Consider the following 26,982-nt stretch of genomic DNA (forward strand, 5'->3'; position numbering starts at 1 on the left):
ATGTCCATCACCGATGCGACCATCGACCCGCCCGACCTCGACGCGGCGGCGACGCTCGCGGCGACCGCTGCCGGTTCCGTTCCGGGCGTCCACGCTCTCGGCAGCTTGATCGGACGGGCGTCGGACGCCGTCCGTGAACGCGTCGGCCTGGCGAGCACCGCACCCGGCGTCAAGATCGACACCGACCGTGCCGGCTCGGTCACTGCGACCATCTCGCTGGTCGTCGATTACCCCCACAATCTGCGCGAGGTGGCGGGCGACGTGCGCACCGCGGTGGCCTCGGCTCTCGAGCCGCTCGGCCGCGGCACGATCGAGGTCGACGTCGTCGTGACCGGCGTCTTCGGTCCCTTCGACCGTGATGTGGTCGCCGAAGCCGAGGAGAAGGCGGATGCCGTCGCCGCCCGCGCGTCGGACGTGGCCGATGAGGTGAAGGCCAAAGCGCAGGACGTCGCGGATCGCACGTCGACCGCCGTCGATGATGCGCGCGAGAGGTCGAAGGATCTCGCGGCCAGTGCCTCGGAGACCGTCGATGCCGCCGTCGCCAAGACGAAGGACGTCGCCGCCGGGGCCGCGGCCGCCGTGGACGCGACCATCCGCCAAGCGCGTGAGCGGGTGACCACGGCCGACGCGGAGTCGGACATCGATGCCGCGGATCGCCTGACCGACGGCCTCGAGCCCGAGCGTCCGCGTGCCTCCGACGAAGATCGGGGCGACGATCGTGCCGACGTGAGCGACGCCGTCGCCGAGGCGCTCGAGGATGCGGCGATCGACATCGCGATCGCCGCCGACGAGGTGCGCGCCGACGAGAAGACCCCGGCCGTCGACGATGTGCAGTCGGTTGTGGAGGAGGAGCCCCCCGCGGCTGACGACACCGATGCGGAAGGGCGACCCGGCTTCGGCCGAGTCGCCCTTCCTGCTGGATCAGTCGATGGTCGTCAGAACGACCACTGCTGATTCCAAGCGCCCGTGCAGGTGTCGATGACCTGCTGTGTCCCGGAGGTCGTCGATCCGTTCGGGTCGGTCAGGCAGAGTCCCGAGCTCGGGTTGTAGACCGTCTTATCGTCGCGCAGGACCCACCACTGGTAGCCCAGATCGTTGCAGGGCCAAAGTTGCACCACGCTCCCGGGACTACTGCCCTTCACATCGAGGCACTTGCCGTTCGACCGGAACGTGCCGTCGGACCACGTGCTCCACTTCTGGTTCGACGAGGAGTCGCAGGTCTGAAGCTCGACGGGGGTGTAGTTGGCGCTGGAACCGCCGCGAAGCCCCAGGCACATGGCCAGCGATCCCGGGCCGCCGAATGTGACCGACCCCGTCTGCGTCGCTGTCGTCGAAGCCTGCTTCGTCACGGGACCCGCGGTCCACGACTGCACGGCGTACGTCACCGAATAGACGAGAGTGCCGGAGAGGGCGCATCGCGCGATTTTGTTCGCCGTCGATCCGGAGGCGCAGGTGAGCTTGTTCGCGCCGTCGTCGAGCGTGATGTTCGACGCGGTGCGGACTGGCGACGTGTAGGAAGCGACCGACGTATTGCCGTTTCCGATGGTGGAGACACTGTTGTTCGCATTCGCTCCCCATCCCCAGAGTGCTCCGCTCGATGTCACGCCGAATGTCCGAGAGCCGCCGTCGGCGACGTCTGCGAAGTCGGGGGTGTCGCTCCCTGCCGCGATGACGGGGGAACTGCTCGATGTCGTGCCGCCATTGCCCAGCTGTCCGGAGGAGTTGAGCCCGGCGCTCGACAGCGTGCCGTCGGCGGAAACCGCGCTCACATGGGATCCACCGACCGAGACCTTGATGAAGTTCTGCGAGCCCAGACCCTCGAAGGCGACCGGCCGAGAGACGGTATCGCTGGTCGACCCGTTGCCCAGCTGGCCGTTGCTGTTCTTCCCCCATCCCCAGACGGAGTTGTTGTTGAGCACGGCGGCGACGGTCGTCCCGTTGGATGACAGCTGCGTGGCGTACAGACCCGTGCGGAAGGTCACCTGAACGAAGTCGTCCGACGCGGAGTCCGTGGACCCGGTCCCCAGCTGGCCGTAGTTGTTCGGTCCGCGGCACCAGACGGAGCCGTCGGAGGCGAGGACGCAGGACCCCTCGGTGATCTGCACGATCTTGCGCCCGCCCGGCAGGACCGCCGAGGTCTGCAGGCCACCGCTGCCGGAGTAGCTGTACACGATGCCATCGGAGGCGAGGAGGAGGCTCTCGCAGTTCTGATATGCCGATACGGCGGTGATGGTCTTGCCTGACGGTACGGGGATCTGCGTCGGGGTGTTCGTCGCTTGGCTGCAGTTCGCGGCAACTCCGGAACCCCATGCCCACACGGTGTTGTCTGACGCGACGGCGATGGCGCTCGTGTCACCGATGGAGAGGTCGACGACCTGGTGGCTCGCGGCGATGCTGACCAGCGTCGGAGTGGAGGCGGAGGAGCCCCCCGTTCCGAGCTGCCCGGTTCCCGGGTCCTTGCCCCAGGTGTAGACCCTGCCCTGCGAGATCAGGCCGGAAACGGAGGTACCCGCCGAGATCGTGGTGCGTCCGCGGGTCAACGAGGCCCGCGGGTACGAATCGCTCGCTGAGGTCGCGGAACCGGTATACACCGTCGCGGGCTGACCACCGTCGACCGTTCGCGTCACGGTAAAGGTGGGCTCCTGCGTAACCCCGTTCGCGGTCGCCCAGGTCTGTCCCAGGACGCCGTCCCAGCCGATGTTGACGCCGTCGAGACGAGAGGTGGCTCGCACTTCTGCCACGGGCTGGATCGAGGCCGCGGAGAAGCCGTTGTCGGCCAGCGACTGCACGGACGTGAACCACGCCTGCGTGTGCTCGCCCGTCCCGATCGTGGAGACGGCGACCGCGAGAACAGCGAGCGCAAGCAGTCCGCGGTTTCTCCTGCGGGCTGACGCTGCCGATGTTCGCCTTGCTGGTTGGTCGTTCGACATCTGATCTCCGTGACGAGGGGGGGACGGCAACTCACGATTCGACACAAGAACAGAAAGTCACCCAAAACCGTATTTAAACATAAAATGGAGTGAAACGGGTGAGAACTGCTCCAGCGCGAGGGTGCGGCGAAAATGATCTCGAGCGGAACGGACATCACGGCGTCTTCGACCTTCTGGCGCGAGAGGCGGCGGTGCTCTCGAGGAAGAGCGCTTCAGCGTGGGTCGAGCGCGCGGAGGTACCGTCTCGTCATCCAGGCCTGCACCGCGCGACCCAGCGGGGCGCCGATGCGCGTGAACCAGCGTCCGGGCGCCGAGAACGCGGCGATGGCGAAGACGACCTCCCCCGTCGGGGCGAGCGTCAGGGTGAATCGCTCTTCCCCGCGCTCCGGGTGCCCCGGGAGGGTGCCGTAGGCGAAACCGGCGACAGTATCGGTGCGGTCGGCCCACACGACGAGGCAGGGAATGCGGACGCTCAGGATGCCGACCCCCAACCGCATCGTCACGCGTGTGCCCTCGCGCATCGGCGTCTCGGACGCCTCGATCCGGGCTCCCGCGCGCCGCTGCGCCTCACCGGCGAGAAGGGCATCGGCGGCCGTCGCGAAGACCTCCGGACCGCGCCCGATCACCCGTCGAACGCGCACGTGGTGATACCCGGGCGGCATCCGACCGGCGGTTGCGCCGACGTCGTCATATGTCAGCTCGTCCATGCGCCCACGGTAGAGGGGTGAGAGGTGGCGCGGTCCGGGGTTGTGCCGACGGAATGTCGGAGGAGGCTGCGAAGATGGCTGCATGATCGAGTTCCGAGACGCGCGCCGGGCCGACATCGACGCGATGGTCGACGTGCAGAACGCGATCCATCGCGCGGGACTACGGTCGTCGCAGTCCGACGCGGCGTTCGTCGAGGAGCGGTACTTCGACCCCGAGCACTCGATCGCCTGCACCGTGGCGGACCGCGACGGCGTGGTGGTCGGCTTCCAGTCCCTGAAGCGCGCCTGGCCCGGTAACCCGTACGGGGTCGACGAGGGCTGGGGCATCATCGGCACGCACATCGACCCCGAGGTAGGGCGTAGCGGGATCGGCCGCAGCCTCTTCGCGAGGACCCTCGCGGCGGCGGAGGCCGCGGGCCTGCGCCACATCGACGCGACCATCGGCGCCGACAACGCTCCCGCCCTGGCGTACTACGCCGCGATGGGGTTCGCGCCCTATCGCGACGGCGTTGAAGCGATCCCGCACCGCCTCGACCTCTGACCCGCGCCTACGCTGAGGGCATGCCCTTCTCCCCCCGCGGATGGACCGCGTGATCGACGTCGCCGAGCACCTCGCCGCCGTTCTCGAGCAGGTCGTTCCGCTCGCCCCCGAAGCCCGGGCCGTGGCCGCTGCCCGCGGTCGAGTGCTGCGGCGTCCCGTGTTCGCGAATGTCGACGTCCCGGGCTTCGACAGCTCGGCGATGGACGGGTTCGCCGTGCGCGACCTCGGCGCACCCGCCACTCTGCGCGTGGTCGCCGATCTGCCCGCGGGCACCGAGCTCGATCCGGGGGTGGATGCCGGCGAAGCCGCGCGCATCATGACGGGGGCGCCCGTGCCGACCGACGCGACGGCGATCGTCCCGTTCGAAGACACCGAGGGCGGGCTCGCCGGCGGGCTCGACGCGGTCACGGTGCTCATCGCTCCCCGCGGGCCCGGGGCGCACATCCGGCATCGCGGCTCAGACGTGCGGGAGGGTGAACTCGTCGTCCCCGAGGGCGTGCGTCTGACCGCCGCCCGGCTCGGCGCGATCGCGGCCGCCGGGGTGGGAACGGTCACGGTGTCGCGCGCGTCGCGGCTGGCGGTGGTGTCGACGGGCTCGGAACTGCAGCCCCCGGGACACCCGCTCCGCCGCGGTCAGATCCCCGAATCGAACAGCGTGCTGCTGGCCGGTCTCGCCGAGGAGTCCGGGGCCGAGATCGTGCTGCGCGCGAGCGTCAGCGACGAGGGCGACGGACCACGTCAGGCCATCGCTGCCGCCGAAGCAGCGGGGGCCGACATCGTGGTGTTCTCGGGAGGGGTGAGCGCGGGTGCGTACGAGGTCGTGAAGAACACCCTCGGCGACCTCATGCGTTTCGACCGGGTGCGCATGCAGCCGGGTAAGCCGCAGGGCTTCGGCCGCACCCCCGCCGGCACGCTGCTGTTCGGTCTGCCCGGCAATCCCGTCAGCGCCGCGGTCTCGTTCGAGCTGTTCGTGCGTCCGGCCGTCCGTGCTCTCGAGGGCGAGGCTGACCTGGGGCGCGAGACGTTGCGCGTCGCGCTCGCCGAGGGGCGCCGGGCCCGGCCGGGCCGCGTGCAGTACGTGCCGGTGCGTCTCGATCGCTCCGACCCCGCCCGATGGGTTGCGACTCCCACCTCCCACGGAACGCGCGGACTCGGTGACGCCGACGGTCTCGCCGTCATCCCGCCGAGCGAGCACGACCTCGCGGAGGGCGAGCTCGTCATGGTCACACAATGGTGAGCGTCGACGCCATCCTCTTGGCCGGGGGGCGGGCTTCACGACTGGACGGGGCGACGAAGCCGATGCTGCGCGTGGGCGGGCGGACGTTGCTGCACACGGCGGTGGACGCGGTCCGAGCGGCCGGTGCTCGACGCGTCGTCGTCGTCGCCCCCGTTCTCGACGATGCGCTCGAGGTGACCTGGACGCGAGAAGATCCGCCGTTCGGCGGCCCCGTCGCCGCGATCGTCGCCGCTCTCGGTGACGTGGATGCCGAGGAGGTCTTCGTCCTCGCCTGCGATCTTCCGACGGCCGGTCCGGCGGTGTCGCTTCTCTCCGGTCCGGTCCCCGACAATGCGGACGGCGCGTGTCTCGACGACGGTCGACGCCAGTGGCTCATCGGCCGGTACCGAACGGCCGCGCTGCGGGCGGCGGCATCCGGTGTCTCGGAGGGCGGGCGCGACGCGTCCATGCGGGCGCTTCTGGGCGGGCTGAGGGTGGAGTCGGTGCGGGCCGATCCCGCGCTGACGCGCGATATCGACACCTGGGAAGACCTGCGGGAGGCGGCACCGGACGGGTTCTCGTCGACCTGACGGCCGCCGTCGTCAGCGGCCGCCGTGTGCGAAGGCGGCGTCGATGAGCGTCGACGCGGCCGCGCGCGCGGCACCGGCGGCCTCGGATGTTCCAGCGATCGCCGCGGTGGTCTGGGCGCCCTCGGCGAGGATGGCGAGCTGGGGTGCGAGGAAGGCCGGAGCGCCCGCCGCCTCGACCAATTGCCCGACATAGCGCTGAAAATCGGCCTTGTGCGCGCGCACCGCGCGGGCGACGCCGGGGTTGGCGGCTCCCAGTTCGCCGAAGGCGTTGATGAAGCCGCAGCCTCGGAAGTCCGCCTCGTCGAACCAATGCGCGAGGTAGTCGTAGACGGCCAGCAGCCGTTCGCGGGGGTCGTCGATGCGCTCGACGGCGTCGGTCAACCCGTCGGTCCACATGCCGTGGCGTTTGTCGAGGACCGCGACGATCAGGTCGTCTTTGGCGGGGAACTCCTTGTAAAGGGCTCGGAGGGAAACCCCGGCGGTGTCTCGAACGCTATCCATCCCCACTTGGCCGATGCCGCGTGTGTAGTACAGGGCGTCGGCGGCATCGACGATGCGGTCGCGGGTCTCGGTCATGTGTGGAGTCTACTTGACATGAGAACGGTCGTTCTCTACGGTCGGAGCAGGGAGTGAGAACGATCGTTCTCGCAAACCCGCTTCGCAGAACCGTCGTCAAGAAGGAGCCCCGACCATGTCCGGAAACCCGCACGAGATCGCCCTCGAACCCGCCGCACAGCAGTTCGTGGATGCCACCAGCGAACCGCCCTTCCTATACCAGCTGCCGCCGGCCGAGGGACGCGCCGCCGTTGACGGCGTTCAGGACGACCCCATCTTCAAGCCTGAGATCGACGAGGAGTGGATCGAGGTGCCGGGCGGCCCGAGCGGCTCGGTGAAGGTCCGCATCGTCCGCCCGAAGGGCGCGATCGGAGTGCTGCCCGTCGTGATCTACATCCACGGCGCGGGCTGGGTCTTCGGCGACGCGCACACGCACGACCGTCTCGTGCGCGACCTCGCGGTGGGAACCGGGGCCGCAGTCGTCTTCCCCGAATACGACCGCTCGCCCGAGGTGCGGTACCCCCACGCGATCGAGCAGGTGTGGGCGACCGCCCAGTGGATCGTCGCCGAAGGGGAGTCGAAGGGCCTCGACGCGGCGCGCATCGCCGTCGCGGGCGACTCGGTGGGCGGCAACATGTCCGCGGCGCTCACCCTGCTCGCGAAGGAGCGCGGCGGCGTCGACCTCGCCGCGCAGGTGCTGTTCTACCCGGTGACCGACGCGGCCTTCGACACCGAGTCGTACCACCGCTTCGCGGAGGGCTACTTCCTCTCGCGCGACGGCATGAAGTGGTTCTGGGACCAGTACACGACCAGCGACGACGACCGCGCTCAGATCACCGCGTCGCCGCTGCGTGCCACGCTCGACCAGCTCGCGGGACTCCCGCAGGCGCTCGTCATCACGGCCGAGGCCGACGTGCTGCGCGACGAGGGCGAGGCTTATGCCGCCAAGCTCCGTCAGGCGGGCGTGCCCACCACCGCCGTCCGTTACCAGGGCATCGTGCACGACTTCGTGATGGTGAACGCTCTGCATGACACGTATGCGGCGCAGGCTGCGGTCGCGCAGGCCGTCGCCTTCCTGTCGAAGGCGCTCGCGGCGTAACGCCGACCGGCCCGGGCTGCGCTGTCGAGCGTGGCCCGGGCCCCGACCGGTCGTCATCACCCCCGGCAGCAGGCCGTCGGCCACCCGCTGGTGCACTGCCGGGGACGAGAAACGCGCACCACGGCGCCCCTGTCGGGCTACTCGAGCACCACCGTCCACGACACCGCCCGCGGCCACAGCGCGTGGCGCGGCAGCACATCGGGGCCGCACGCCCGCGAGCCGAGACCGTGCTGGGCGGCGTCGAGGTACAACCAGAGCCCCCTCGACGGCGGCAGTTCGTGCGCGTGCGCGACGCCGGTGCGCTCCTGGGCGGTGTGGCGGTCGAGCTGGAACCCGGGCAGGCCGGTCGAGCCCGACGCGACCGCGCGCAGGCGCAGGGGACCGAGATCGAGCGCGCGCAGGCCGGGGCGGTGCCCGGTCTCCTGCGGGCGGCCGTACGCGACGCCGAGCTCGTCGACGGCGGCCTCGAAGCGGCCGACGTACGCGGCCTCGGCGCTATCGCTGTACGACTCCGCCGGTCCCGTGCCGAACCAGCGCACCCGCTCGTCGGCGAGGGCGCCCGGCAGGCCGATGCGTGCGCCGACGCGCGGCCAGGTGCAGTCCCACGGGCCGAACGGGCGGATGTCGGTGTGCAGCCGCAGCCCGTCGCCGTCGAGGCGCCACGCGAACGTCGTCTCGATGCCTTGCGCGCTGTGCGCGGGCATCGACCGCACACGCTGCACGAGACCCTGATCAGTGCGCTCGACCGACAACACGCGATGCTGCAGACGGTCGAGGCCGCGTTCGAGCCACCGCACCGACGACGCCGGGGTGCTCTCATCGCCGCGACCGTCGGTGAGCGCAGGGTCGGCGGGTCTCGTAAGAGCCCTGACCGTCGAGCTGGTCGTTCTCGGTGGGGGCGCGCCACAGTTCGGGCAGCGGCCCCGACACCTCCAGGTCGCGCCAGCGCACGAGGCCGCCGCGGCGGTCGAAGACCGCGTCGCCGAGCGCGTCGCCGCGCCAGCCGCCGTTCGACGCCTGTGCCAGGCGCAGGGGAGCGGCATGCATTCGCGCCTGCGCGCGCGAGACGACGTGCCCCGCCGGGGCCCATGCGTATTCCTCGCGCAGCGCGACCTCGAGGGTCATCCAGCGCTCTGTCGTGGCATCCGGAATCTCGGGCACTTCGATGATGCTCTCGGCGCCGGGGGCCAGCGTCGGCAGGTCGAGGGCGCCCGAGGCGACCGGGATGCCGTCGTCCTCGACGCGCCACCGCAGCTCGAGGTGGCCGGTGCCGAGCGTGTGCTGCCGGTTCCGTACGCGCCACGCGCGCTCGCCGAGGTGCTCGAGCCTGACCGGGGCCCACACCGCGGCGAGCTCGCCGAGGCCGGGAGAGGGTGTGCCGTCAGAGAGGACGAGGCCGTCCATCAGGTAGACGCCGTCGTGCACGGGCTCGCCGAAGTCGCCGCCGTAAGCGAAGAACTCGGTGCCATCGGCGGTGCGGGTGCGGATACCGTGATCGCGCCACTCCCACACGAACCCGCCGTGCAGCCGCGGGTATCGCTCCACCATGCGTTCGTAGTCGGCGAGCGAACCGGGGCCGTTGCCCATGGCGTGCGCGAACTCGCACAGCACGAACGGCTTCGCCCGCTGGCGTGCGCCCTCGGCGGGGCCGATCTCGTGCACGGGCATGGTCTGCTCACCGCAGACCGAGGCGATCTCTTCCAGCGTCGGGTACATGCGCGAGTACACGTCGGTGTAGGCCCCGCCGTAGTCGCCCTCGTAGTGGATGGGGCGCGAGTCGTCGCGCTCGCGGATCCACCCGGCCATCTCGGCCAGGTTGCGCCCGGTGCCCGACTCGTTGCCGAGCGACCACATCACCACGCTCGCGTGGTTCTTGTCGCGCTCGACCGTGCGGCGGGCGCGGTCGAGGCACGCGGCGCGCCAGGCGGGGTCGTCGGCGGGGTTGCCCGTCCACTCGACGTCCCAGAAGCCATGGGTCTCGAGGTCGCACTCGAGCACGACCCAGAAGCCCAGCTCGTCGGCCAGCTCCAGCACGCGCGGGTGCGGCGGCTGGTGCGCGGTGCGGATCGCGGTGATGTTGTGCCGGCGCATGAGCGCGAGCTCGCCGCGCACGTAGTCCTCGTCGAACACGCGGCCGCGATCGGGGTCGGTCTCATGACGGTTCACGCCGCGGAAGATCAGCGCGCGACCGTCGGCGAGCAGGCGATCACCGACGATCTCGACGCGGCGGAAGCCGACGCGCAGGCGCACGGTCTCGGCATCCGTCGACACCTCGACGTCGTACAGGCGGGGGGTCTCGGCCGTCCACGCGTCGACCGCGGGGATCGGGAGGGGGGCCACCGCGCCCTCCGAGGCCCACGTCTCATCGATGCCGAGCTCGGGCACCCGCACGGTCACGGGCCAGCCGCCGCGCGGGCGCACGTCCAGCGTGCCCGCTCCCGTCGCCGGGTCGCGGTCGCCGCGCACGAAGACATCGTCGAGGCCGTTCGCGGGTCGGCCCTGCAGCGAGACGCTGCGGAAGATGCCGGGCAGCCACCACTGGTCCTGGTCCTCGAGGTAGCTGGCGGCCGACCACTGGTGCACCCGCACGGCGAGCGCGTTCTCGCCGTCGACGAGGTGGTCGGTCACGTCGAACTCGGTCATGAGCCGGCTGCCGGTGAACCAGCCGACCTCTGTGCCGTTCAGCCACACCGTCGCGAGCGACTCGACGCCCTCGAAGCGCAGCAGTGTGCGGCCGCCGGGGCAGAACGAGGGATGCCATGTGAAGACGCGGCGGTGATCGCCCGTGGGGTTGGCGTCGGGCACGTGTGGGGGATCGAGCGGGAACGGGTACCGGATGTTCGTGTACGTCGGGTGGCCGTGACCGTGCAGGCCCCAGTGCGAGGGCACGGGGATGCGGTCCCACGCCGAGACGTCGGCGTCGACGGCTGCGAACGGGGGCGGGCCGTCGAGGTCGTCGCCCGGGTCGGCGTCGTGCAGAAGAAAGGCCCAGTCGCCGTCGAGGCTCTGGACCGGGGCGTCGGATCGCAGCCAGGCGCGCGGGGGCAGGCGGCTGTCGGATCCGGGGGCGGTGTCGCCGAGGTGGGTCATCGGTCCTCTCGGAGGGCGTCGGGGTCGGCGACGACGGTGACGTCGGGATGCCGTTGCAGGAACGAGGCGGGGTTGTCGGCGGTGACGGGGCCGGTGAGGGCGGAGCGCAAGGCGGCGGCCTTCGCGGAGCCCGCGGCCACGAGCACGATACGCCGCGCCGAGAGGATCGTCGCGACGCCCTGGGTGAGCGCGTGCGTCGGCACCTGCGCGAGGTCGCCGTCGAAGTGCTCGGCGTTGGCGCGGCGCGTGCTCTCGTCGAGCTCGACCACGCGCGTGCGGGTCTCGGCATCCGAACCCGGCTCGTTGAAGCCGATGTGGCCGTTGCGGCCGATGCCGACGATCTGCACGTCGACGCCGCCGGCCTCGGCGATCGCGCGCTCGTAGGCCGCGCCGTCGGCGTCGGTCGAGCCGCTGGGCACCCGCACGTTCTCGGCCGGGATGCCGAGCGGCTCGGCGATGACGGAACGCACGTAGGCCGCGTACGAGCGGGGGTCGTCAGGGGACAGCCCGACATACTCGTCGAGCGCGAAGAGGCGCAGCCCCTCGGTGCGCAGGCCTTCGGCGCGGCGACGGATGAGCGCGGCATAGAGCGCGAGCGGCGACGAGCCGGTGGCCACGCCGAGCACGCCGTCGGAGGCGATGGTCGCCACGACGTCGGCGGCGACCTCGCCGATCTCGTCGGTCGCGCAGGCGACGACGCGCGTGGTCGGCGAGACGGGAACCAGGGCGGCAGGAAGGGTCACGCTCACTTGATCGCGCCCTTGGCGATGTCGCCGATGAACTGGCGTGCGCCGATGAGGAAGACGATGAGCAGCGGCAGCACGGCGAGCAGGGCGCCGGCCATGACCATGCCGTAGTCCTGACCGAACGCGGTGTTCAGCTGGGCCATCGCGACCTGCAGCGTCACCTGGTTGGGGTTGGTCAGCACGACGAGCGGCCACAGGTAGTCGTTCCACGCGGCGATGAACGTGAAGATGCCGAGGAAGCCCAGGCCCGGGCGGATCAGCGGCAGGCACACGGTGAACCACTGACGGAAGAAGCCCGCGCCGTCGAGCACCGAGGCATCCATCAGCTCGTCGGGGATCGACGACACCATGTACTGGCGCAGCCAGAAGATGCCGAACGCGTTGGCGGCCGCGGGCACGATCAGCGCCTGCAGCTGACCGACCCAGCCGAGGTTGGTCATGGTGATGAACTGCGGGATGACGGCGAGCTGCATCGGCAGCATGAACGTCACGAGCGTGATCGTGAACAGCGTGCGGCGCAGCGGAAACTCGAACTTGGCGAACGCGAAGGCGGCGAGCGAGTCGAACACCAGCACGAGGAACGTCACGCTGCACGCCACGATCACCGTGTTCAGCAGCGAGCCCGCGAAGTCGATCCGGGTGAACACCGCCCCGATGTTGTCGAACAGGCGGGGCCCGGGGACGAACGTCGGCGGCGTGGTGTAGATGTCGCTCGTGGAGTTGCTGGCCATGACCACGAGCCAGTACAGCGGGAAGAGCGAGATGAACGCGCCGGCGCTGAGCACGCCGTAGAGGAGCACACGGCTCGGGGTCACCTTGCGACGACGGCGAAGCGGCACGCCGGCGGTCGTGATGTGCTCGGTGATCGTCGCGGGCGGGGGCGTGGTGACGGTCATGCGCGGGCCTTGTCTTCCTTCTTGCCGGCGGTGAAGCGCCAGCTGATGATGGTGAAGATCACGACGATGAGGAATACGCCCCACGCGATCGCGGCGCCATACCCGAAGCGGTTGTAGCTGAAGGCCTGCTGGTAGAAGTACAGGACCATCGTCAGACCGCCCTGGCCCGCACCGCCGCTGTTCGGGTTGGTCGTGCTCGAGCTGGCCGTCAGCACCTGGGCCTCGGTGAAGCTCTGCATGCCGGTCACGGTCGAGACGACGAGCACGAAGATGATCGTCGGGCGCAGGAGCGGCAGCGTGATCGAGAAGAAGCTGCGGATGGGGCCGGCGCCGTCGAGCTTGGCGGCCTCATAGACCTCTCCCCCGATGGACTGCATGCCGGCGAGGAAGATGATCGCGTTGTACCCGGTCCACTGATACGTGATGAGGATCGAGATCGTCAACTGGATGCCGAAGGGCGTCGACAGCCATTGCACCCCGGGTAGCCCGAGGGCGTGCAGGAAGGAGTTGGCGAGGCCGAAGTTCTCGCCGAAGATCGAGCCGAACAGCACCGCCATCGCCACGACCGAGGTGATGTTCGGCACGAAGTAGGCGATGCGGAAGGCCGTGCTGAAGCGCACGGCGTTGTTCAGCATGGCGGCGACGGCGACCGCGATGATGAGCATCGGGAACGTCGACAGGACGAAGATGACGAAGGTGTTGCGCACCGACAGCCAGAACGTGGGGTCGGTGAAAAGGCGGGTGTAGTTGTCGATGCCCGTCCACTTCGCAGCCCCCAGCCCGTTCCAGTCCTGGAACGACAGGACGAGCGAGTAGGCGGTGGGGAAGAGGCCGAAGCCCAGGAAGAGCAGGAAGAAGGGGGCGATGGCCACGTACATCGGCCAGTGCCGGATCAGGCCCCGGCCTCGGGGGCGCGCACTGGGGCGCACCCCCGAGGCCGTCATGACGCGCGTGGCGGATGTCACTTAGAGCGCTCCCAGACCTGCTGGGCGGCGGCCAGGGCGTCGTTCCAGGCCTGCTTCGGGTCCTTGCCCTGCGACTGCACGTTCGTCAGCTCGGTGATGAAGGGGGCCTGCAGCTCGTTGTCGATCGGGCTGGTGTAGCTGATCGGCATGTTCTCGGAGGCCGTCTTGAAGACGTCGGTGGTCACCTGGTCGCCGAAGAACGGGTCGGGCTGCTGCAGGGCAGGCTGGCTCAGTGCCGCGGTCGAGGACGGGAAGTTGCCCACTTCGGTGTACGTGGTGGCCTGGTTCTCGGCGTCGAGGAGGTAGTCGATGATCTTGATCGCTTCGTCCTTGTTGCCGGTGGCGGCGGGGATGGTCAGGAACGAGCCGCCGATGTTCGCCGGGCCGCCGGGCATGGCCGTGACGTTCCACTTGCCGGAGGTGTCGGGCGCGTTGCTCTTCATGTCGCCCTGGTACCAGGCGGCGCCGAGCAGGGTCGGGAGCGAGCCGTTGTTGACCGCGGCGGCCCAGTCGGGGCTGCCGTCCTGGATGCCGGCGACCAGGCCGAGCTCGTTCGCCTCGATCGCGGTGTCCCAGGCCTTCTTGACCTGGGCACTGTCGCCGAGGAACTCGCCATCCTGCGAGACCATCTTCGTCTCGCCCTGACCCATGACCTTCGTGAACACGTCTTCCATCGAGACCTCGAGGTACGCGCCGGTGGCGGCCTTGAGCTTCTTACCGAAGGCGAAGTAGTCGTCCCAGGTCTTGGTGGCGGCGGCGACGGCGGCCGGGTCGGTGGGAAGGCCCGCCGCGGCGAGCACGTCGGTGCGGTAGTACAACGCGGTGGGACCGATGTCGGTGGGCAGGCCGATGAGCTTGCCGTCGGGAGTCGTGGCCTCGGCGAGCTTCCAGGCGGGGAAGTCGGCGAGCTTGTCGTCGATACCGAGCGTCTTGAGATCGGTGAAGAGGTCGGCCTGCTGCAGGAAGTAGGGCATGTCCTCGCCCTTGATCCCGGTGATCGAGGGGATGCCGCTGCGGCCGGTGAACACGGTCACGAGCTTCTGCTTCACGTCGTCACCGATGGTCGTGACCTCGAGCTTGGCGTCGGGGAACTGGGTCTTGGCCGCGTCGACGACGCTCTCGCCGAGGCCGCCGGGCCAGGTCCAGAGGGTCATCGGGCCGTCGGACGAGCCGCCGGCGCCGCCGGAGCAGGCCGAGAGGGACACAGCGGCGACGGCGGCGACGGCGACGGTGCCGAGCGCGCGTCGGTGGCGCGGGGTGAGGGTCATCATGGGTGGGTCACTCCTTGATTCGGGTGCGGTGTGAGTGCGGGGCGGGGCGGGGTGGCGAAGGGCGATGCGCCGTCGTGCAGCGCGGCGCGAAGGAAGGCGAAGCGCGCCGGGTCGGCGGCCGCCGGGTGGGCGTCGAGCCAGGGGAGCAGCTCGTCGAGTCGGGGAGCAGCGGCCGCGCCGCCCGGGCGCGACACGGTGATGGCGGCGACGAGCGTGGCGAACTCCACGCGCTCGCGCAGTGACCAGGCCGTGAGCTCGGCGGCGGCGAGGGCCCCACCGAAGACGTCGCCGGCGCCCGTGGCATCGACGAAGTCGATGGCGACGGCGTCGATCTCGACCTCGTCGCCCGCCGCCGCGTCGACGGCGATGGCACCGTGTCCGCCGCGGGTGACGACGGCGAGGGGGACGCGCTCGGCGATAGCGCGGGCGGCCGTGCGGGCGTCGTGGGCGCGGGTGTAGGCGCGGGCCTCGGCCTCGTTCGGGAGGAACGCGTGACAGCCGTCGAGCACGTCGAGGGCCGTGGCATCCCACCGCTCGTCGGCATCCCAGCCGATGTCGGCGAACACTTTGGTGCCGGCCGCAGCGCGCTCACGTACCCACTCCGATACCGAGTCGTCGATGTGCAGGGCCGCCACGGGAGTCACGGGGGCATCGTGCAGGAGGGATGCCAGGGGGGCGGCGGGACGACCGCCCGTGACCAGAGCGCGGTCGCCGTCGTAGTTCATCGCGGCGGTGACGGGCAGGTTCCAGTTGGTGCGCTCGCGGACGCCGTCGATGATGCCCTCGTCGGCCATACGGTCGCGCACCAGTCGAGACATCGGGTCAGCGCCGGCGTCGGCGCAGAGCATGGTGTCGACGCCGAGACGGGCGGCGGCGATCGCGTAGTTCGCGATGCCACCGGGACCCCAGCCGAAAGCCGGTGTCCAGTGCTCCTCACCGAGGCGCGGGGCCGAGGCGAGGTCGGCGAAGACCAGATCGAGAAAGAGCTGCCCCGCCGTCAGAAGGCGAGGGGTGGGACCGGATGCAACTGTCATCGGCCCCTCCTCTCTTCGGTGACGACCGGGGGCGTTGCACCGTTTATAGCACCGTGCAATCATGAACGCGCAAATTTTTGCGTGTAAACATTTTGTTACTGAGCGATTTTGAGCGCTATGGTGATCGAACCATGAAAGACGTCAGAGATCGCGAGATCCTCCAGCACCTTCGTTCCGCCCGAGCGGCCACGGTCGCGGAGCTCGCCGAGGCCACCGGCTCGAGCATCGCCACGATCCGCCGCGATCTGCAGCGCCTCGACGACGCGGGGCTCCTCCGGCGCACCCACGGCGGTGCGGTGATGAGCGAGGGCGACGCCCCGTTCGCGACCGTCGAGCCCGTCAACCGCGAGGGCAAAGAGCGCATCGCGCGGGCTGCGGCCGCGACCATCCGCGACGGTCAGGCCGTCATCCTCGACGTCGGAACGACGACGCTGCAGCTCGCCCGTCTCTTGCGCGGCCGCGCGGTCACCGTCATCACGAACAACCTGGCGATCTACGACGTGCTGCGCGATGAACGCGAAACGCACCTCGTGATGCTCCCGGGCGATTACGATCCGGTCTACCGCAGCGTCGCCGGCCACCTCACGACCGAGTCGCTGCGTCTGATCCGTGCCGACCACGCGTTCCTCGGCGTCAGCGGCATGTCTCCCGAGGGCGACCTGCGCGACACCACGCTCGCCCAGGTGCCGATCAAGCAGGCCATGCTCGCCGCGTGCGACGCGGCGACCGTGCTCGCCGACCACAGCAAGTTCCCCGGCAGCGGCGCCGGGCGTATCGCCCTGCCCCTCGCCCTGCGGCGGCTCATCACCGATGCGCCGCTCGAGGGCCCGATCGTCGAGTCCCTGGGCCGACGGAATGTCGAGATTGTGACCGCATGAAGCTTGCCATGATCGGTGGCGGAGGATTCCGCACCCCTCTGGTCTACCGCGCCCTCCTCCTGGACCGCGACCCCGGACGCGTCGACGAGGTCGCCCTCATCGACACCGACGGCACCCGGCTGCGCACGATGGCCCGCATCCTCGAAGATCAGGCCCGCGACTTCTCCGACGCGCCGCGCGTGAGCGTGCACATGGATGCCGAGGAGGGCCTGCGCGGCGCCGACTTCGTGTTCTCGGCCATCCGCGTCGGCGGCATGGAAGGTCGGGCGGCCGATGAGCGCATCGGCCTCTCGCACGGGGTCATCGGTCAGGAGACCGTCGGCTTCGGCGGCATCTCGTACGCGCTGCGCACGCTGCCGGTGGCCATGCGGCTCGCCGAGCTCATCCAGCGGGTCGCCCCCGATGCGTGGGTCATCAACTTCACCAACCCCGCCGGCGTCGTCACCGAGGCCATGGGTCGTGTGCTCGGCAAGCGCGTGATCGGCATCTGCGACTCACCGATCGGCCTGGCCCGTCGCGCGCTCGGGGCTCTCGGCATCCGGGACTCCGCTGACGTCGAGATCGAGTACGCGGGTCTCAATCACCTCGGCTGGCTCACCGCCCTGCGCCGCGACGGCGTCGACCTGCTGCCCGAGCTGCTGGCCTCTCCCGAGCGTATCGAGTCGTTCGAAGAGGGTGCGCTGTTCGGCGCCGACTGGATCCGCACGCTCGGCGCGCTGCCCAACGAGTACCTGCACTACTACTCGTACCGCCGCGACGTACTGCAGGCCGACCAGTACGCGGCGACCACCCGCGGGCGGTACCTGCTCGACCAGCAGGCCGGGTTCTGGGATGCCGCGGCGACTGCCCCGCACCCGCACGCGGCGTGGGAGGCCTGCCGCCACGAGCGCGAGGTCACCTACATGGCGACCAACCGCGACTCCGCCGGCATGGGCGACCGTGACGAAGAAGACCTCGTCTCGGGCGGCTACGAGAACGTCGCGATCGCGCTGATGCGCGCGATCGCCTACGACCAGTCGGCCCGTCTGATCCTCAACGTGCCGGGCGGCGGTGTGCTCGCCGGTCTCGACGACCAGGCCGTGGTGGAAGTCCCGTGCATCGTCGGCGCCGACGGCCCGCGGCCCATCGAGAGCGCGGCCGTGCCGGCTTTCGGCCTCGGTCTCGTCACCACGGTGAAGTACGTCGAGCGGCAGACCATCGAGGCCGCGCTCACGGGTTCGCGCGCCGCCGCGCTGCGCGCTCTCGCCCACCACCCGCTCATCGACTCGGTGCGGGTGGCCCGTGCCCTCCTGGACGACGCCGGCTCCAGCTTCGCCGACCTGTCGTACCTTCGCTGACCCGGGGGTGCGGTTCCGCCCCCCACGGCGCCGCACCCCCGCACCACGTCACAGCCCCGCAGAACGAAACCCGAACCGCGCAGCCCCGAATCTCGCGCAGCCTTCGAATCGGAGACCACCGTGCACCAGAACCTCACGCTCGTCGAAGAGCGCATCCACCGCGTTCTCACCGAGCGCATCGTTCCCGCCGTCTACTCGGCCCGCGTGCCCGTCGCGTTGCAGGCCTGGATGGTCCCCGACGAGCCGGTCCCGGCATCCGAGGCGCTCGCCGCCGACTACTCGCCCTTCGCCGTCGGCGACAGCTGGGGCCGCGCGTGGTCGACGTGGTGGTTCGAGGTCACCGGCGAGATCCCCACCGACTGGGCCGGCCGCACGGTCGAGCTGCTGCTCGATCCGGGCTTCCAGGGCGACTGGCCGGGCAACCAGGCCGAGGCGCTCGTGCACACCCCCGACGGCGTGCAGGTGAAGGGCATCCACCCCCGCAACCACTACGTCCGTTTGGCCGACGAGGCCGCGGGCGGTGAGCCGGTGCACTTCTTCGTCGAGGCCGCGGCCAACCCCGACATCTTGAAGAACGACTTCGTCCCGACGCCGTACGGCTCGAAGAAGACGGCGCCCGAGGCGCCCATCTACACGTTCCGTACCGCCGAGCTGGCCGTTTTCGAGCCCGAGGTGTGGGGGCTGCAGTTCGACGTCGAGGTGCTCTACCAGCTGATGAAGGAGCTGCCCGAGACCGAGCCCCGCCGCCACGAGGTCATGCGCGCGCTCGAGCGGGCGCTGAACGTGCTGCGCCTCGACGACATCGTCGGCACCGCCGCGGCCGCCCGCGCCGAGCTGGTCGACGTGCTCTCACGCCCGGCATCCGCCTCGGCCCACCGCCTCTCGGGCATCGGTCACGCGCACATCGACACCGCGTGGCTCTGGCCCATCCGCGAGACCAAGCGCAAGACCGCCCGCACGTTCTCGAACGTGCTCGCCCTCGCCGAGCAGTACCCCGACTTCCGCTTCGCCGCGTCGTCGGCGCAGCAGTACGCGTGGGTGAAGGAGCGCTACCCGCACGTGTGGGAGGGCATCAAGGCCGCGATCGCCGCGGGCCAGTGGATCGTCGTGGGCTCGCAGTGGGTCGAGCCCGACGGCAACCTGCCGAGCGGCGAGGCGATGGTGCGCCAGATCACGCAGGGCATGCGCTTCTTCCGCGACGAACTCGGCGTCGAGACGCACGGCATCTGGCTGCCCGACTCGTTCGGCTACACCGCCGCGTTCCCGCAGATCGCGAAGCTCGCGGGGCTCGACTGGTTCCTCACGCAGAAGATCTCGTGGAGCCAGACGAACAAGTTCCCCCACCACACCTTCTGGTGGGAGGGCATCGACGGCTCGCGCATCTTCACGCACTTCCCGCCGATCGACACCTACAACTCCACGCTCGAGGGCGAGGAGCTGCACCACGCCGTGCGGCAGTTCCGCGACAAGGGCGTGGCGACCACCTCGCTCGTGCCCTTCGGCTACGGCGACGGCGGCGGCGGACCCATCCGCGAGATGATGGAGCGCCAGCGCCGCGTCGCCTCGCTCGAGGGCTCGCCCCGCGTCGAGATCGAGCACCCCGACGACTTCTTCGCCGCAGCCCAGGCCGAGTACCCCGACGCCCCCGTGTGGGTGGGCGAGCTGTACCTCGAGCTGCACCGCGGCACCTTCACCTCGCACGCCCGCGAGAAGCGCGGCAACCGCGAGGCCGAGAACCGCCTGCGCGAGGCCGAGCTCTGGTGGACCGCCGCCGCGCTGAAGGGTGCCGAGTACCCGTACGAGGCGCTCGACCGCCTGTGGCAGGGCGTGCTGCTGCAGCAGTTCCACGACATCCTGCCCGGCTCGTCGATCCAATGGGTGCACGAGCAGAACGAAGAGGACTACGCCGCCGCGCTCGCCGAGCTGGAGCGCTCGATCGCCGAGGCGCTCGCGGCCGCGGGCCTGTCGGCCGCGGTCGTCAACTCGGCGGACCACGCGCGTCGGTCTCTGACCCTGGATGCCGAGGGCACCCCGCTCGCACTGGTGGAGGCGCCGGCGCTGGGCGTGGCATCCCTCGTTCCCGTCGTTCCGGCGCACCCGGTGACCGCGCACCGCGACGGCGAGGACATCGTGCTCGACAACGGCCTCGTCCGGGTGACCGTCGACGCCCGCGGCCTCGTCACCTCGATCGTCGACCTCGCCGAGAACCGCGAGCTCGTGCCCGCCGGCCGCGTCGCCAACCTGCTGCAGCTGCACCAGGACCTGCCGAACGCGTGGGACGCGTGGGACATCGACGCGCACTACCGCTACACCTTCGACGACCTCGATACCGCTGACGCGGTCGAGCTGCTCGTCGACGGCGACCTGCGGGCCCGGGTCGTCGTGACCCGCTCGTTCGGCACGTCGCGCCTGACGCAGACGGTCGCCGTGCAGGCCGACGACGTGCGCGTGCACTTCGCCGTCGACCTCGACTGGAACGAGCGCGAGAAGCTGCTCAAGGCGTCGCTGCCCTTCGTCGTGCACGCCCACCACCACAGCGCCGAGATCCAGTACGGCCACGTGCGCCGCGCGACCCACACGAACACCTCGTGGGAAGACGCGAAGTTCGAGGTCATGGCGCACCGCTGGGTGCACGTCGAAGAGCCCGGCTACGGCATCGGCGTGACGAACGCCGCCACCTATGGCCACGACATCACCCGTACCGTCGGGGCCTCGGGCGAGGTCGAGACCGAGGTGCGCCTGAGCCTCGTGCGTGCCGCGAACTCGCCCGACCCGATCCAGGATGCCGGCCACCACACGTTCGCGTACGCGGTGCACCCCGGTGCCGACATCGCCGGGGTCGTGGCATCCGGTTACGAGCAGAACCTGCCGCTGCGCCGCCCCGTCGTGGAGGGCACCGTCCAGCCGTGGAGCGTCGTGCGCTCGACCAACGAGGGCATCCGGATCGAAGCCGTCAAGCTCGCCGACGACCGCTCGGGCGATGTGATCGTGCGTGCGTACGAGGCGCTGGGTCGTCGCGCGGCCACGACGCTGGTGCCCGGGTTCGCCGTGGCATCCGTCTCCGAGGTCGACCTGCTCGAGCGCCCGCTCGGTGCCGACATGGCGCGTTCGCGTCAGCTCGCGCACGAGAGCGACGAGATCCAGCTCGAGCTGCGGCCGTTCCAGGTCGTGACGCTGCGGCTGACCCGCGGATGACCCGGAGCGCGACCCCGGCGGCCCCCTGGCGACAGCGCATCGGCGTGCTCGCCGTGTGGCTCGTCGGGGTCGTCGCGTACGTGGTCTCCATCGTGAATCGCACCTCCCTGTCGGCCCTCGGGCTCGAGGCGGCGGATCGGTTCGCGATCACCGCGGCGACGCTGTCGCTTCTGGCCGTCGTGCAGCTCGCCGTCTACGGCGCGCTGCAGCTGCCGGTCGGGCTGCTCCTCGACCGGTTCGGCGCGCGCACCGTGCTCACGGTCGGCATGTTCGTGATGGCCGCGGCGCAGGTGCTTCTCGCGATCGCCCCGGGCGTGGGCCTGGCGATCGCCGCGCGTCTGCTCATGGGCGCCGGCGAGGCCGCGATCTTCCCCGGCCTGCTGAGGGTCATCGGAATGCGCTTCCCCCGACGCCTCGCGCCGACGGCCGTGCAAGTGACCGGACTTCTGGGGCAGTTCGGTCAGATCATCAGCGTCGTTCCGCTCGCGGCCCTGGTCGGTCTGTCGGGGTGGACGTCGGCCTTCCTCGCGGCGGCCGGGGTCACGGCTCTGGTGGGCGTGCTGGTCGTGGTCGTCGTCCACGAGCGCGGGTCGATCGCCGTCGCACGGGAGCCGGTCGGCCGGTCCGTGCGCGCGGCCTGGCGTGCGGCGGGCACCCGTCTGGCGTTCTGGGTGCACTTCGTCACCTCGTTCTCGGGCAACGCCTTCGCGATCCTCTGGGGCTTCCCCTTCCTCGTGGCCGGTCAGGGCCTGGATGCCGCGACCGCGGGCGGACTGTTCACGGTCTACGTCGTCGGCGGTATCGTCTTCGGGCCGCTCGTGGGTGCCGTCTCCGGGAGGTTCCCCCGTGCTCGGACCGCCCTCGTGATCGCTCTCGTCGCCGCGCAAGCGGCGTCGTGGGCGGCGGTTCTGGTGTTTCCCGACCGGGCGCCGCTGCCCCTTCTCGTCGTGCTCGCCATCGCCATGTGCGTCGGGGGGCCCGCGTCGATGATCGCGTTCGACATCGTGCGCGACCACAACCCGCCCGAGCGGCTGAGCACGGCGACAGGGGTGGTGAACGGCGCGGGTTTCCTCTCGAGCATCCTGGTGATCCTGGCGATCGGCGCCGTCCTCACCCTGCAGGCCGGTGGGGGAGAGTTCTCGCTCGCCGCGTTCCGTCTGGCGGAGCTCGTGCAGGTGCCGTTCTGGGCGATGGGGCTCCTCCTCGTGGTGCGCGCGCATCGCCAGGTGACGAGCCGCGGCATCGAGGCGCCCCGCACGGGAGCCCGCGTCGTCGGATAGCGACGGGGCGCTCGGCGCGATCGGATCGCCTGGCACCCGGATGCCACCTTCATCGGCTGTACTCGTGGGACGATCTCCCCACGGCCCGAGGAGGAACCATGACCGAGTCCCGCACACTGCCCCCCGAAGCGCTGGCCGACTGGAGCGTCGCTCTCGCGGAGCGCTTCGGCCTGGCCGAGGGCGACATCCCCATCTCTCTGATCCTCGATCTCGCGCGGGACGTCGCCAACGGCGTCGCCCGACCGGCGGCGCCGCTCAGCGCATTCGTCGCCGGTCTCGTCGCCGGTCGAGCGGGCGGCTCACCCGCCGACACCGAGGCCGCCGTGGCGGCGGTGGTGCGAATGGCGCACGAGTGGGACAACCGCTGAGGTCGGATACCGAGCAGCGTGACCCCGGCGCGCGTCGCCTGCCGGTGTCACTCGAAGAGGCCCGACAGCACGATCGTGCGCGCGCGAGGATCCAGGGCGACGGTCGCGCTGTGACCGGACGCCGAGAACAGCTCGTCGAGCGCGGGGCTGCCCTCGAAGTGCCCGGCCGGCAGTTTCGCGCGCATCCCCGACACGAGTTCGGGCGGCTGCACGGAGTCGAGGTCTCCCGCCGCCTGCAGGGCGTCGACCTCGGACTGTGGGACGACCGCCACGACGTCAACCCAGTACGTCGTCGGCCCCACGTCGGAGGTGCCGGTCGTGCCGCCCATCCACTCGATCGACTCCGCCGATGCGAGCTGCGGGTAGCGCGTCGCGATCGGCGCGAGGTCGGTGCGCAGGGTGCCGTCCCCCTGCTTCGCCGCCGGGTCGCTCGTCATGTCGTTCCCCCTGGGGTGTGGTGAGGTGGGCGCGCAGCCCGTCGTGCTCGCGATCGCGACCGCGAGAAGAGCGATCGCCAGATATCGACGCATCATCTATCGACCTTCGTTCGGTGGCGAAACGGGCGGAGGCGACCGGTCACGGCCCCACGTACTCCCCGCGGGGGCGCAGCCGCATCGCCGGCTCGGCGTACTCCGCGGCGATGTGCGCGATCCATCCGGCCATCCGCCCGAGCACGAAGATCGTGCTCGCCGCGTCTTCGGGGAGGCGGGCTCCGGATGCCAGGGCCGCGAGCGCCAGGTCCACGTTGGGCCGTAACCCCGCGCGGTCGGCGACGACGTCGGACAGCCGCCGCACGGCATCCATCGTCCCTTCCCCGTCGGGCAGTGCGGCCAGGAGCGGGAACAGGGCCGTGGCCCGATCGTCGCCCCCGGCGTAGAGCGGATGACCGAAGCCCGGGATGCCGTTGCCCTCTTGCAGTGAGTCGGTCAGCGCCCTCTCGGGTTCCTGGCCGCGCCGCACGCGGGTGAGCAAGCGGGCGGTGCGGGTCGCTGCCGAGATGTGCAGCGGAGAATCGGCAGCGCCGAGGGCGGCGCTCACAGCGGCGTAGCCGTCGGCGCGAGCCGAAGCCGCGACCCGCGCGGCGAAGGTCGACACCGCCAGGTCGTGGTCGATCAGCAGGACGAGTGCGGCGTTGACGGCGGCGATGGTCGCCGCGTCGGTCGGCGGGCCCCACGCGCTCACCAGCGAGCGCGCGACATCGGCCTGCGGGTGGCCGCCGAGGGCGACGGGCAGCCCGGTGATGAGCGTCCACCCGATGCGGTGGGCGGTGTCCGCCGAGGCGTCGTAGCGCAGCGGATCGTCGGCGGCGAAGCCGGTCGCCGCGGCCCGCAGCCGGTCCATCGACCCGGCGTGCAGGGGGAGGGCTTCGACCATCGCGCGGGCGCTGCCGATCGCGGGGTCGGGGGCGTCCACGCGCTCCGCGTCCCACAGCCAGGCCACGACCTCGGCGAAGGGCTGGTTCATCAGGTCGCGGGCGCGGCGTCCGCGGTAGAGCAGTTCGTCGTCCTCGATGTCGGCGATGTCGGTCTGCACGATGCCGAGGGGCATGCCGGTCGTGGGGTGCGTCGGCGTCCGCGGCGCCGTGCGTCGGCGGCCCGAGGCGAAGGCCTCCACCTCGAGCGCGTCGAACGTCGAGCCGCGGGCGTCGCGCTCGCGGCGGAGAAGTCCGCGCGAGACATACGCATACACGGTCTCGGCTTTCACGCCGAGGCGCGCGGCGACCTGGGCCGCGGAAAGACGGGGGAGGGGTGCGGTCATCTTGATCCGATCAACGTTGACGCTGAGATCGTCATGTTCGCACACTGAGCGCATGAGCGACCTGATCGATGTGCCCCGCGGACTGAACGGCGTCGTCGCGGCCGAGACGACCATCAGCGACGTCGACGGCGAAGCCGGCGTCTACCACTACCGCGGCTTCGCGGCGGTGGAGCTGGCCCGCACGCGTTCCTTCGAAGACGTCTGGCAGCTGCTGGTGGCGGGAGAGCTGCCGGATGCCACGACCCGGGCCACCTTCGCCGCGCGCGTCTCGGCCGCACAGGCCGACCCCGCCCTGCCCGGGCTGATCGCCGCGGTCACGGCCCGCACCGATCAGCCGCTCGCGGCGCTCCGGGCGGTGTGGACGCTCGCGGCATCCGCCCGCTCGTCCGCGGCGCTGTACGACCTCGAGTCCGATGCGCGGCTCGACGAGGCGATCGCCTTCGCCGCCATGGCCCCGCTCGCTCTCGCGCCCGGGGCGGCGGGCGGTCGCGGCGTGGTGGCCGACTACCTCGAGCGCGTGACCGGGACGGCTCCCGACGAGGCCCACGTCCGGGCGCTGTCGGCCTACCTGGTCGCGGCGATGGACCACGGCTTCAACGCCTCGACCTTCACGGCCCGGGTCATCGCGTCGACGGGGGCCGACATGGCATCCTGTCTCTCCGGCGCGCTCGGCGCGCTCTCGGGGCCGCTGCACGGCGGAGCCCCGGCCCGTGCCCTCGACAGTCTCGACCGCGCGGACGACGACCCTGCCGCCTGGATCGCGGGGGAGCTCGACGCGGTACGCCGGCTGATGGGCTTCGGGCACGCGGTGTACCGCACGGCCGACCCGCGCTCCGAGCTGTTGCGCGAGGTCGCGCGCGGCCTCGGCGGCGACCGCGTGACCCAGGCGCTGGCGTTCCAAGAAGAGGCCGAGCGTCAGCTCGCGCAGCGTCGGCCCGAGCGCCCGCTGCACGCCAACGTCGAGTTCTACGCGGCGGTGGTGATGGAGCAGTGCGGCATCCCGCGCGCGATGTTCACCCCCACCTTCGCTCTCGCCCGCACGATCGGCTGGACCGCGCACGTGCTCGAGCAGGCGCGGGACCCGAAGATCATCCGGCCCGCGGCGCGGTACGTGGGGCCGGTGCTCGCGGGCTGAACCCCGGTCCTGCGGGTCGCACGATCGATGCGCCGCAGTCCGCTGCGGGCACCCGGCCTGTCGCGACTCGACTTCGCAGGACCGCCCACGGCACGAGACGCGGCTCCCGGACGAATGGTCGGATGCCGCGGACGATCGGTCGGGCGCAGACGGCGGCCCCGAACCAGCATCGAAGTATGACCTCGACCGCTCCCGTTCCGACCTCGCTCTCCGCCCCGCCCTCGATGCGGTACGGCGGCCTCATCGTCGTGATGCTGCTGAGCTTCCTGCTCGTCACAGCGGAGTTCCTCCCCAACGGCGTGCTCACCGAGATGGCCGCCTCGCTCGGCATCACCCCGGGCCAAGCCGGTCAGACCGTCACGGTCACCGCCCTCGCGGGGCTTCTCGTCGCCCCGACCGTCGGGCTGCTGCTTCCCCGGCTCGACCGCCGCACGCTGCTCGTGCTGGCGGCGGCCGCGGCCGCGCTGTCGAGCCTCGTCGTCGCGATCGTGCCGAGCCTGGTGGCCATCCTCATCGCCCGGTTCCTGCTGGGGGCTGCGATCAGCGCGTTCTGGTCGATGTCGATCACGGTCGCGGCACGCCTGTCGAGCCCCGAACGCATCGGTCGCGCCGTCATGTTCGGCTCTGCCGGTCTGTCGCTGGCGACCGTGGCGGGCGTTCCCCTCGGCGTCGCGCTGAGTGAGGCGCTCGACTGGCGGCTGGCTTTCCTCCTCGTCGCCGTGGCGACCGCGGCGGTCGGCATCGCGGTGCGCGTCGTGCTGCCGCCCGTCCCGGCGGCAGCAGCATCGAGCCTCGGCATCCTGGTCGACACGCTCCGTCGCCGGGGTGTGGCGGGCGGCATGGTCGGTCACGTGCTCGTCGTGCTCGGCCACTTTCTCGCGTACACGTACGTGCGCCTGTCGCTCGAGCGCATTCCGAACGTCGACGCGGGCACCGTCGTGCTGCTTCTCGCCCTGTTCGGGGTCGGCGGGTTCGTGGGCAACATCCTCGTCGGCATCGTCGTCGATCGCGCCTTCGCGCGTCTGGCCGTCGTCGGCCCCCTGGTGATCGCGCTCGCTATCGCGGCTGTCGTCCTGCTCCCCTCGGCGATGGCGGTGGTCGCGGCCGCCGTGCTCGTCTGGGGCTTCTTCTTCTCGTCGTGGCTCATCATCGTGAACACCTGGGTCGGTCACCGCATGCCCGACCGTCTCGAGGCGGGCGGGAGCCTCGTCGTCACCGGCTTCCAGCTCGCGATCACGATCGCGGCCGGCCTCGGCGGCCTGCTCGTGGACGCCGCGGGGGTCGTGACGGTGGATGCCATCGGCATCCTGCTGCTCGTGATCGGTGCCGTGCTGTTCGGCCTCTCGCTGCTGCGGCGCCCTCGGGCGCGATGACGGCGACGGCCCCGCCGA

At 70.9% G+C, this 26,982-nt stretch carries 24 protein-coding genes; 12 read left to right on the forward strand and 12 right to left on the reverse strand.

Going from position 1 to position 26,982, the window contains the following annotated elements; all coding sequences use genetic code 11:
* Positions 1 to 954 (forward strand): Asp23/Gls24 family envelope stress response protein, encoded by a 954-nt coding sequence (locus QE454_RS06690; protein ID WP_307456759.1) that lies wholly within the window; start codon positions 1 to 3, stop codon positions 952 to 954.
* Here QE454_RS06690 and QE454_RS06695 read toward each other — a convergent pair.
* Complete coding sequence (locus tag QE454_RS06695) at positions 936 to 2,789, reverse strand: ricin-type beta-trefoil lectin domain protein (RefSeq protein ID WP_307456755.1); 1,854 nt, start codon at positions 2,787 to 2,789, stop codon at positions 936 to 938. The genes QE454_RS06690 and QE454_RS06695 overlap by 19 nt on opposite strands.
* A 353-nt stretch (positions 2,790 to 3,142) precedes the next feature.
* Positions 3,143 to 3,637 carry a DUF1990 family protein gene (locus tag QE454_RS06700; RefSeq protein WP_307456752.1) on the reverse strand — a complete coding sequence of 165 codons (495 nt, stop codon included), beginning with the start codon at positions 3,635 to 3,637 and terminating at the stop codon, positions 3,143 to 3,145.
* A gap of 82 nt (positions 3,638 to 3,719) precedes the next feature.
* On the opposite strand from QE454_RS06700, the gene QE454_RS06705 reads away from it, so the two are divergent.
* From QE454_RS06705 to QE454_RS06715, 3 genes are read left to right on the forward strand one after another with little or no spacing between them, the layout of a single operon-like run.
* A complete protein-coding gene (locus QE454_RS06705; RefSeq protein ID WP_103207239.1) occupies positions 3,720 to 4,178 on the forward strand; it encodes a GNAT family N-acetyltransferase in 459 nt (152 codons plus the stop codon).
* A 40-nt stretch (positions 4,179 to 4,218) separates the two neighbouring features.
* On the forward strand, positions 4,219 to 5,415 hold the full coding sequence (gene glp / locus QE454_RS06710; protein ID WP_307456749.1) for a gephyrin-like molybdotransferase Glp: 1,197 nt from the start codon (positions 4,219 to 4,221) through the stop codon (positions 5,413 to 5,415).
* Complete coding sequence (locus QE454_RS06715; protein ID WP_307456746.1) at positions 5,409 to 5,984, forward strand: molybdenum cofactor guanylyltransferase; 576 nt, start codon at positions 5,409 to 5,411, stop codon at positions 5,982 to 5,984. The genes glp and QE454_RS06715 overlap by 7 nt, the downstream gene beginning before the upstream one ends.
* 12 nt (positions 5,985 to 5,996) lie before the next feature.
* Here QE454_RS06715 and QE454_RS06720 read toward each other — a convergent pair whose 3' ends face one another.
* Positions 5,997 to 6,560, reverse strand: coding sequence for a TetR/AcrR family transcriptional regulator (locus QE454_RS06720; RefSeq protein ID WP_307456743.1), 564 nt, complete (start codon positions 6,558 to 6,560; stop codon positions 5,997 to 5,999).
* Positions 6,561 to 6,675: 115 nt separating this feature from the next.
* Here QE454_RS06720 and QE454_RS06725 point away from each other — a divergent pair, with 115 nt between their 5' ends.
* The gene (locus QE454_RS06725; RefSeq protein WP_210075745.1) at positions 6,676 to 7,638 is read left to right on the forward strand and encodes an alpha/beta hydrolase; all 963 of its coding nucleotides are present in this window, start codon (positions 6,676 to 6,678) and stop codon (positions 7,636 to 7,638) included.
* 137 nt (positions 7,639 to 7,775) lie between these two features.
* Here the strand turns inward: QE454_RS06725 and QE454_RS06730 are convergent, their stop codons facing one another.
* The 7 genes from QE454_RS06730 to QE454_RS06760 are packed head-to-tail and all read right to left on the reverse strand — an operon-like array spanning position 7,776 to position 15,640.
* Positions 7,776 to 8,435, reverse strand: a complete 660-nt coding sequence (locus tag QE454_RS06730; protein WP_309668559.1) for a hypothetical protein — start codon at positions 8,433 to 8,435, stop codon at positions 7,776 to 7,778.
* A gap of 19 nt (positions 8,436 to 8,454) precedes the next feature.
* Positions 8,455 to 10,728 carry a glycoside hydrolase family 2 TIM barrel-domain containing protein gene (locus QE454_RS06735; protein WP_309668560.1) on the reverse strand — a complete coding sequence of 758 codons (2,274 nt, stop codon included), beginning with the start codon at positions 10,726 to 10,728 and terminating at the stop codon, positions 8,455 to 8,457.
* Positions 10,725 to 11,471 (reverse strand): glucosamine-6-phosphate deaminase, encoded by a 747-nt coding sequence (locus QE454_RS06740; protein ID WP_307456734.1) that lies wholly within the window; start codon positions 11,469 to 11,471, stop codon positions 10,725 to 10,727. The genes QE454_RS06735 and QE454_RS06740 overlap by 4 nt, the downstream gene beginning before the upstream one ends.
* 2 nt (positions 11,472 to 11,473) lie before the next feature.
* On the reverse strand, positions 11,474 to 12,370 hold the full coding sequence (locus QE454_RS06745; protein ID WP_210075749.1) for a carbohydrate ABC transporter permease: 897 nt from the start codon (positions 12,368 to 12,370) through the stop codon (positions 11,474 to 11,476).
* Positions 12,367 to 13,335, reverse strand: a complete 969-nt coding sequence (locus QE454_RS06750) for a carbohydrate ABC transporter permease (RefSeq protein WP_267788961.1) — start codon at positions 13,333 to 13,335, stop codon at positions 12,367 to 12,369. The genes QE454_RS06745 and QE454_RS06750 overlap by 4 nt, the downstream gene beginning before the upstream one ends.
* Positions 13,332 to 14,606 (reverse strand): extracellular solute-binding protein, encoded by a 1,275-nt coding sequence (locus QE454_RS06755; RefSeq protein WP_307456730.1) that lies wholly within the window; start codon positions 14,604 to 14,606, stop codon positions 13,332 to 13,334. Before QE454_RS06755 ends, QE454_RS06750 begins: the two co-directional genes overlap by 4 nt.
* Positions 14,603 to 15,640 carry a PfkB family carbohydrate kinase gene (locus QE454_RS06760; RefSeq protein WP_210075751.1) on the reverse strand — a complete coding sequence of 346 codons (1,038 nt, stop codon included), beginning with the start codon at positions 15,638 to 15,640 and terminating at the stop codon, positions 14,603 to 14,605. Before QE454_RS06760 ends, QE454_RS06755 begins: the two co-directional genes overlap by 4 nt.
* 131 nt (positions 15,641 to 15,771) lie before the next feature.
* On the opposite strand from QE454_RS06760, the gene QE454_RS06765 reads away from it, so the two are divergent.
* The 5 genes from QE454_RS06765 (at position 15,772) to QE454_RS06785 (ending at position 22,698) form a co-directional block, all read left to right on the forward strand.
* The gene (locus tag QE454_RS06765; RefSeq protein ID WP_210075753.1) at positions 15,772 to 16,518 is read left to right on the forward strand and encodes a DeoR/GlpR family DNA-binding transcription regulator; all 747 of its coding nucleotides are present in this window, start codon (positions 15,772 to 15,774) and stop codon (positions 16,516 to 16,518) included.
* On the forward strand, positions 16,515 to 17,855 hold the full coding sequence (locus QE454_RS06770; RefSeq protein ID WP_210075755.1) for a 6-phospho-beta-glucosidase: 1,341 nt from the start codon (positions 16,515 to 16,517) through the stop codon (positions 17,853 to 17,855). Before QE454_RS06765 ends, QE454_RS06770 begins: the two co-directional genes overlap by 4 nt.
* Before the next feature lie 120 nt (positions 17,856 to 17,975).
* Positions 17,976 to 21,050, forward strand: coding sequence for a glycoside hydrolase family 38 C-terminal domain-containing protein (locus QE454_RS06775; protein WP_309668561.1), 3,075 nt, complete (start codon positions 17,976 to 17,978; stop codon positions 21,048 to 21,050).
* A complete protein-coding gene (locus QE454_RS06780; RefSeq protein WP_307456723.1) occupies positions 21,047 to 22,330 on the forward strand; it encodes a nitrate/nitrite transporter in 1,284 nt (427 codons plus the stop codon). The genes QE454_RS06775 and QE454_RS06780 overlap by 4 nt, the downstream gene beginning before the upstream one ends.
* A gap of 98 nt (positions 22,331 to 22,428) precedes the next feature.
* On the forward strand, positions 22,429 to 22,698 hold the full coding sequence (locus QE454_RS06785; RefSeq protein WP_307456721.1) for a DUF6457 domain-containing protein: 270 nt from the start codon (positions 22,429 to 22,431) through the stop codon (positions 22,696 to 22,698).
* 47 nt (positions 22,699 to 22,745) lie between these two features.
* Here the strand turns inward: QE454_RS06785 and QE454_RS06790 are convergent, their stop codons facing one another.
* The gene (locus tag QE454_RS06790) at positions 22,746 to 23,135 is read right to left on the reverse strand and encodes a hypothetical protein (RefSeq protein WP_307456718.1); all 390 of its coding nucleotides are present in this window, start codon (positions 23,133 to 23,135) and stop codon (positions 22,746 to 22,748) included.
* Positions 23,136 to 23,274: 139 nt separating this feature from the next.
* On the reverse strand, positions 23,275 to 24,456 hold the full coding sequence (locus tag QE454_RS06795) for a citrate synthase (protein WP_307456714.1): 1,182 nt from the start codon (positions 24,454 to 24,456) through the stop codon (positions 23,275 to 23,277).
* A gap of 52 nt (positions 24,457 to 24,508) precedes the next feature.
* On the opposite strand from QE454_RS06795, the gene QE454_RS06800 reads away from it, so the two are divergent.
* The gene (locus tag QE454_RS06800; RefSeq protein WP_307456712.1) at positions 24,509 to 25,591 is read left to right on the forward strand and encodes a citrate/2-methylcitrate synthase; all 1,083 of its coding nucleotides are present in this window, start codon (positions 24,509 to 24,511) and stop codon (positions 25,589 to 25,591) included.
* 176 nt (positions 25,592 to 25,767) lie between these two features.
* Positions 25,768 to 26,964, forward strand: a complete 1,197-nt coding sequence (locus QE454_RS06805; protein ID WP_307456711.1) for an MFS transporter — start codon at positions 25,768 to 25,770, stop codon at positions 26,962 to 26,964.
* The last annotated feature ends 18 nt before the right edge of the window (positions 26,965 to 26,982 follow it).

The organism is Microbacterium sp. SORGH_AS_0454, assembly GCF_031453395.1.
Classification (GTDB): Bacteria; Actinomycetota; Actinomycetes; order Actinomycetales; family Microbacteriaceae; genus Microbacterium.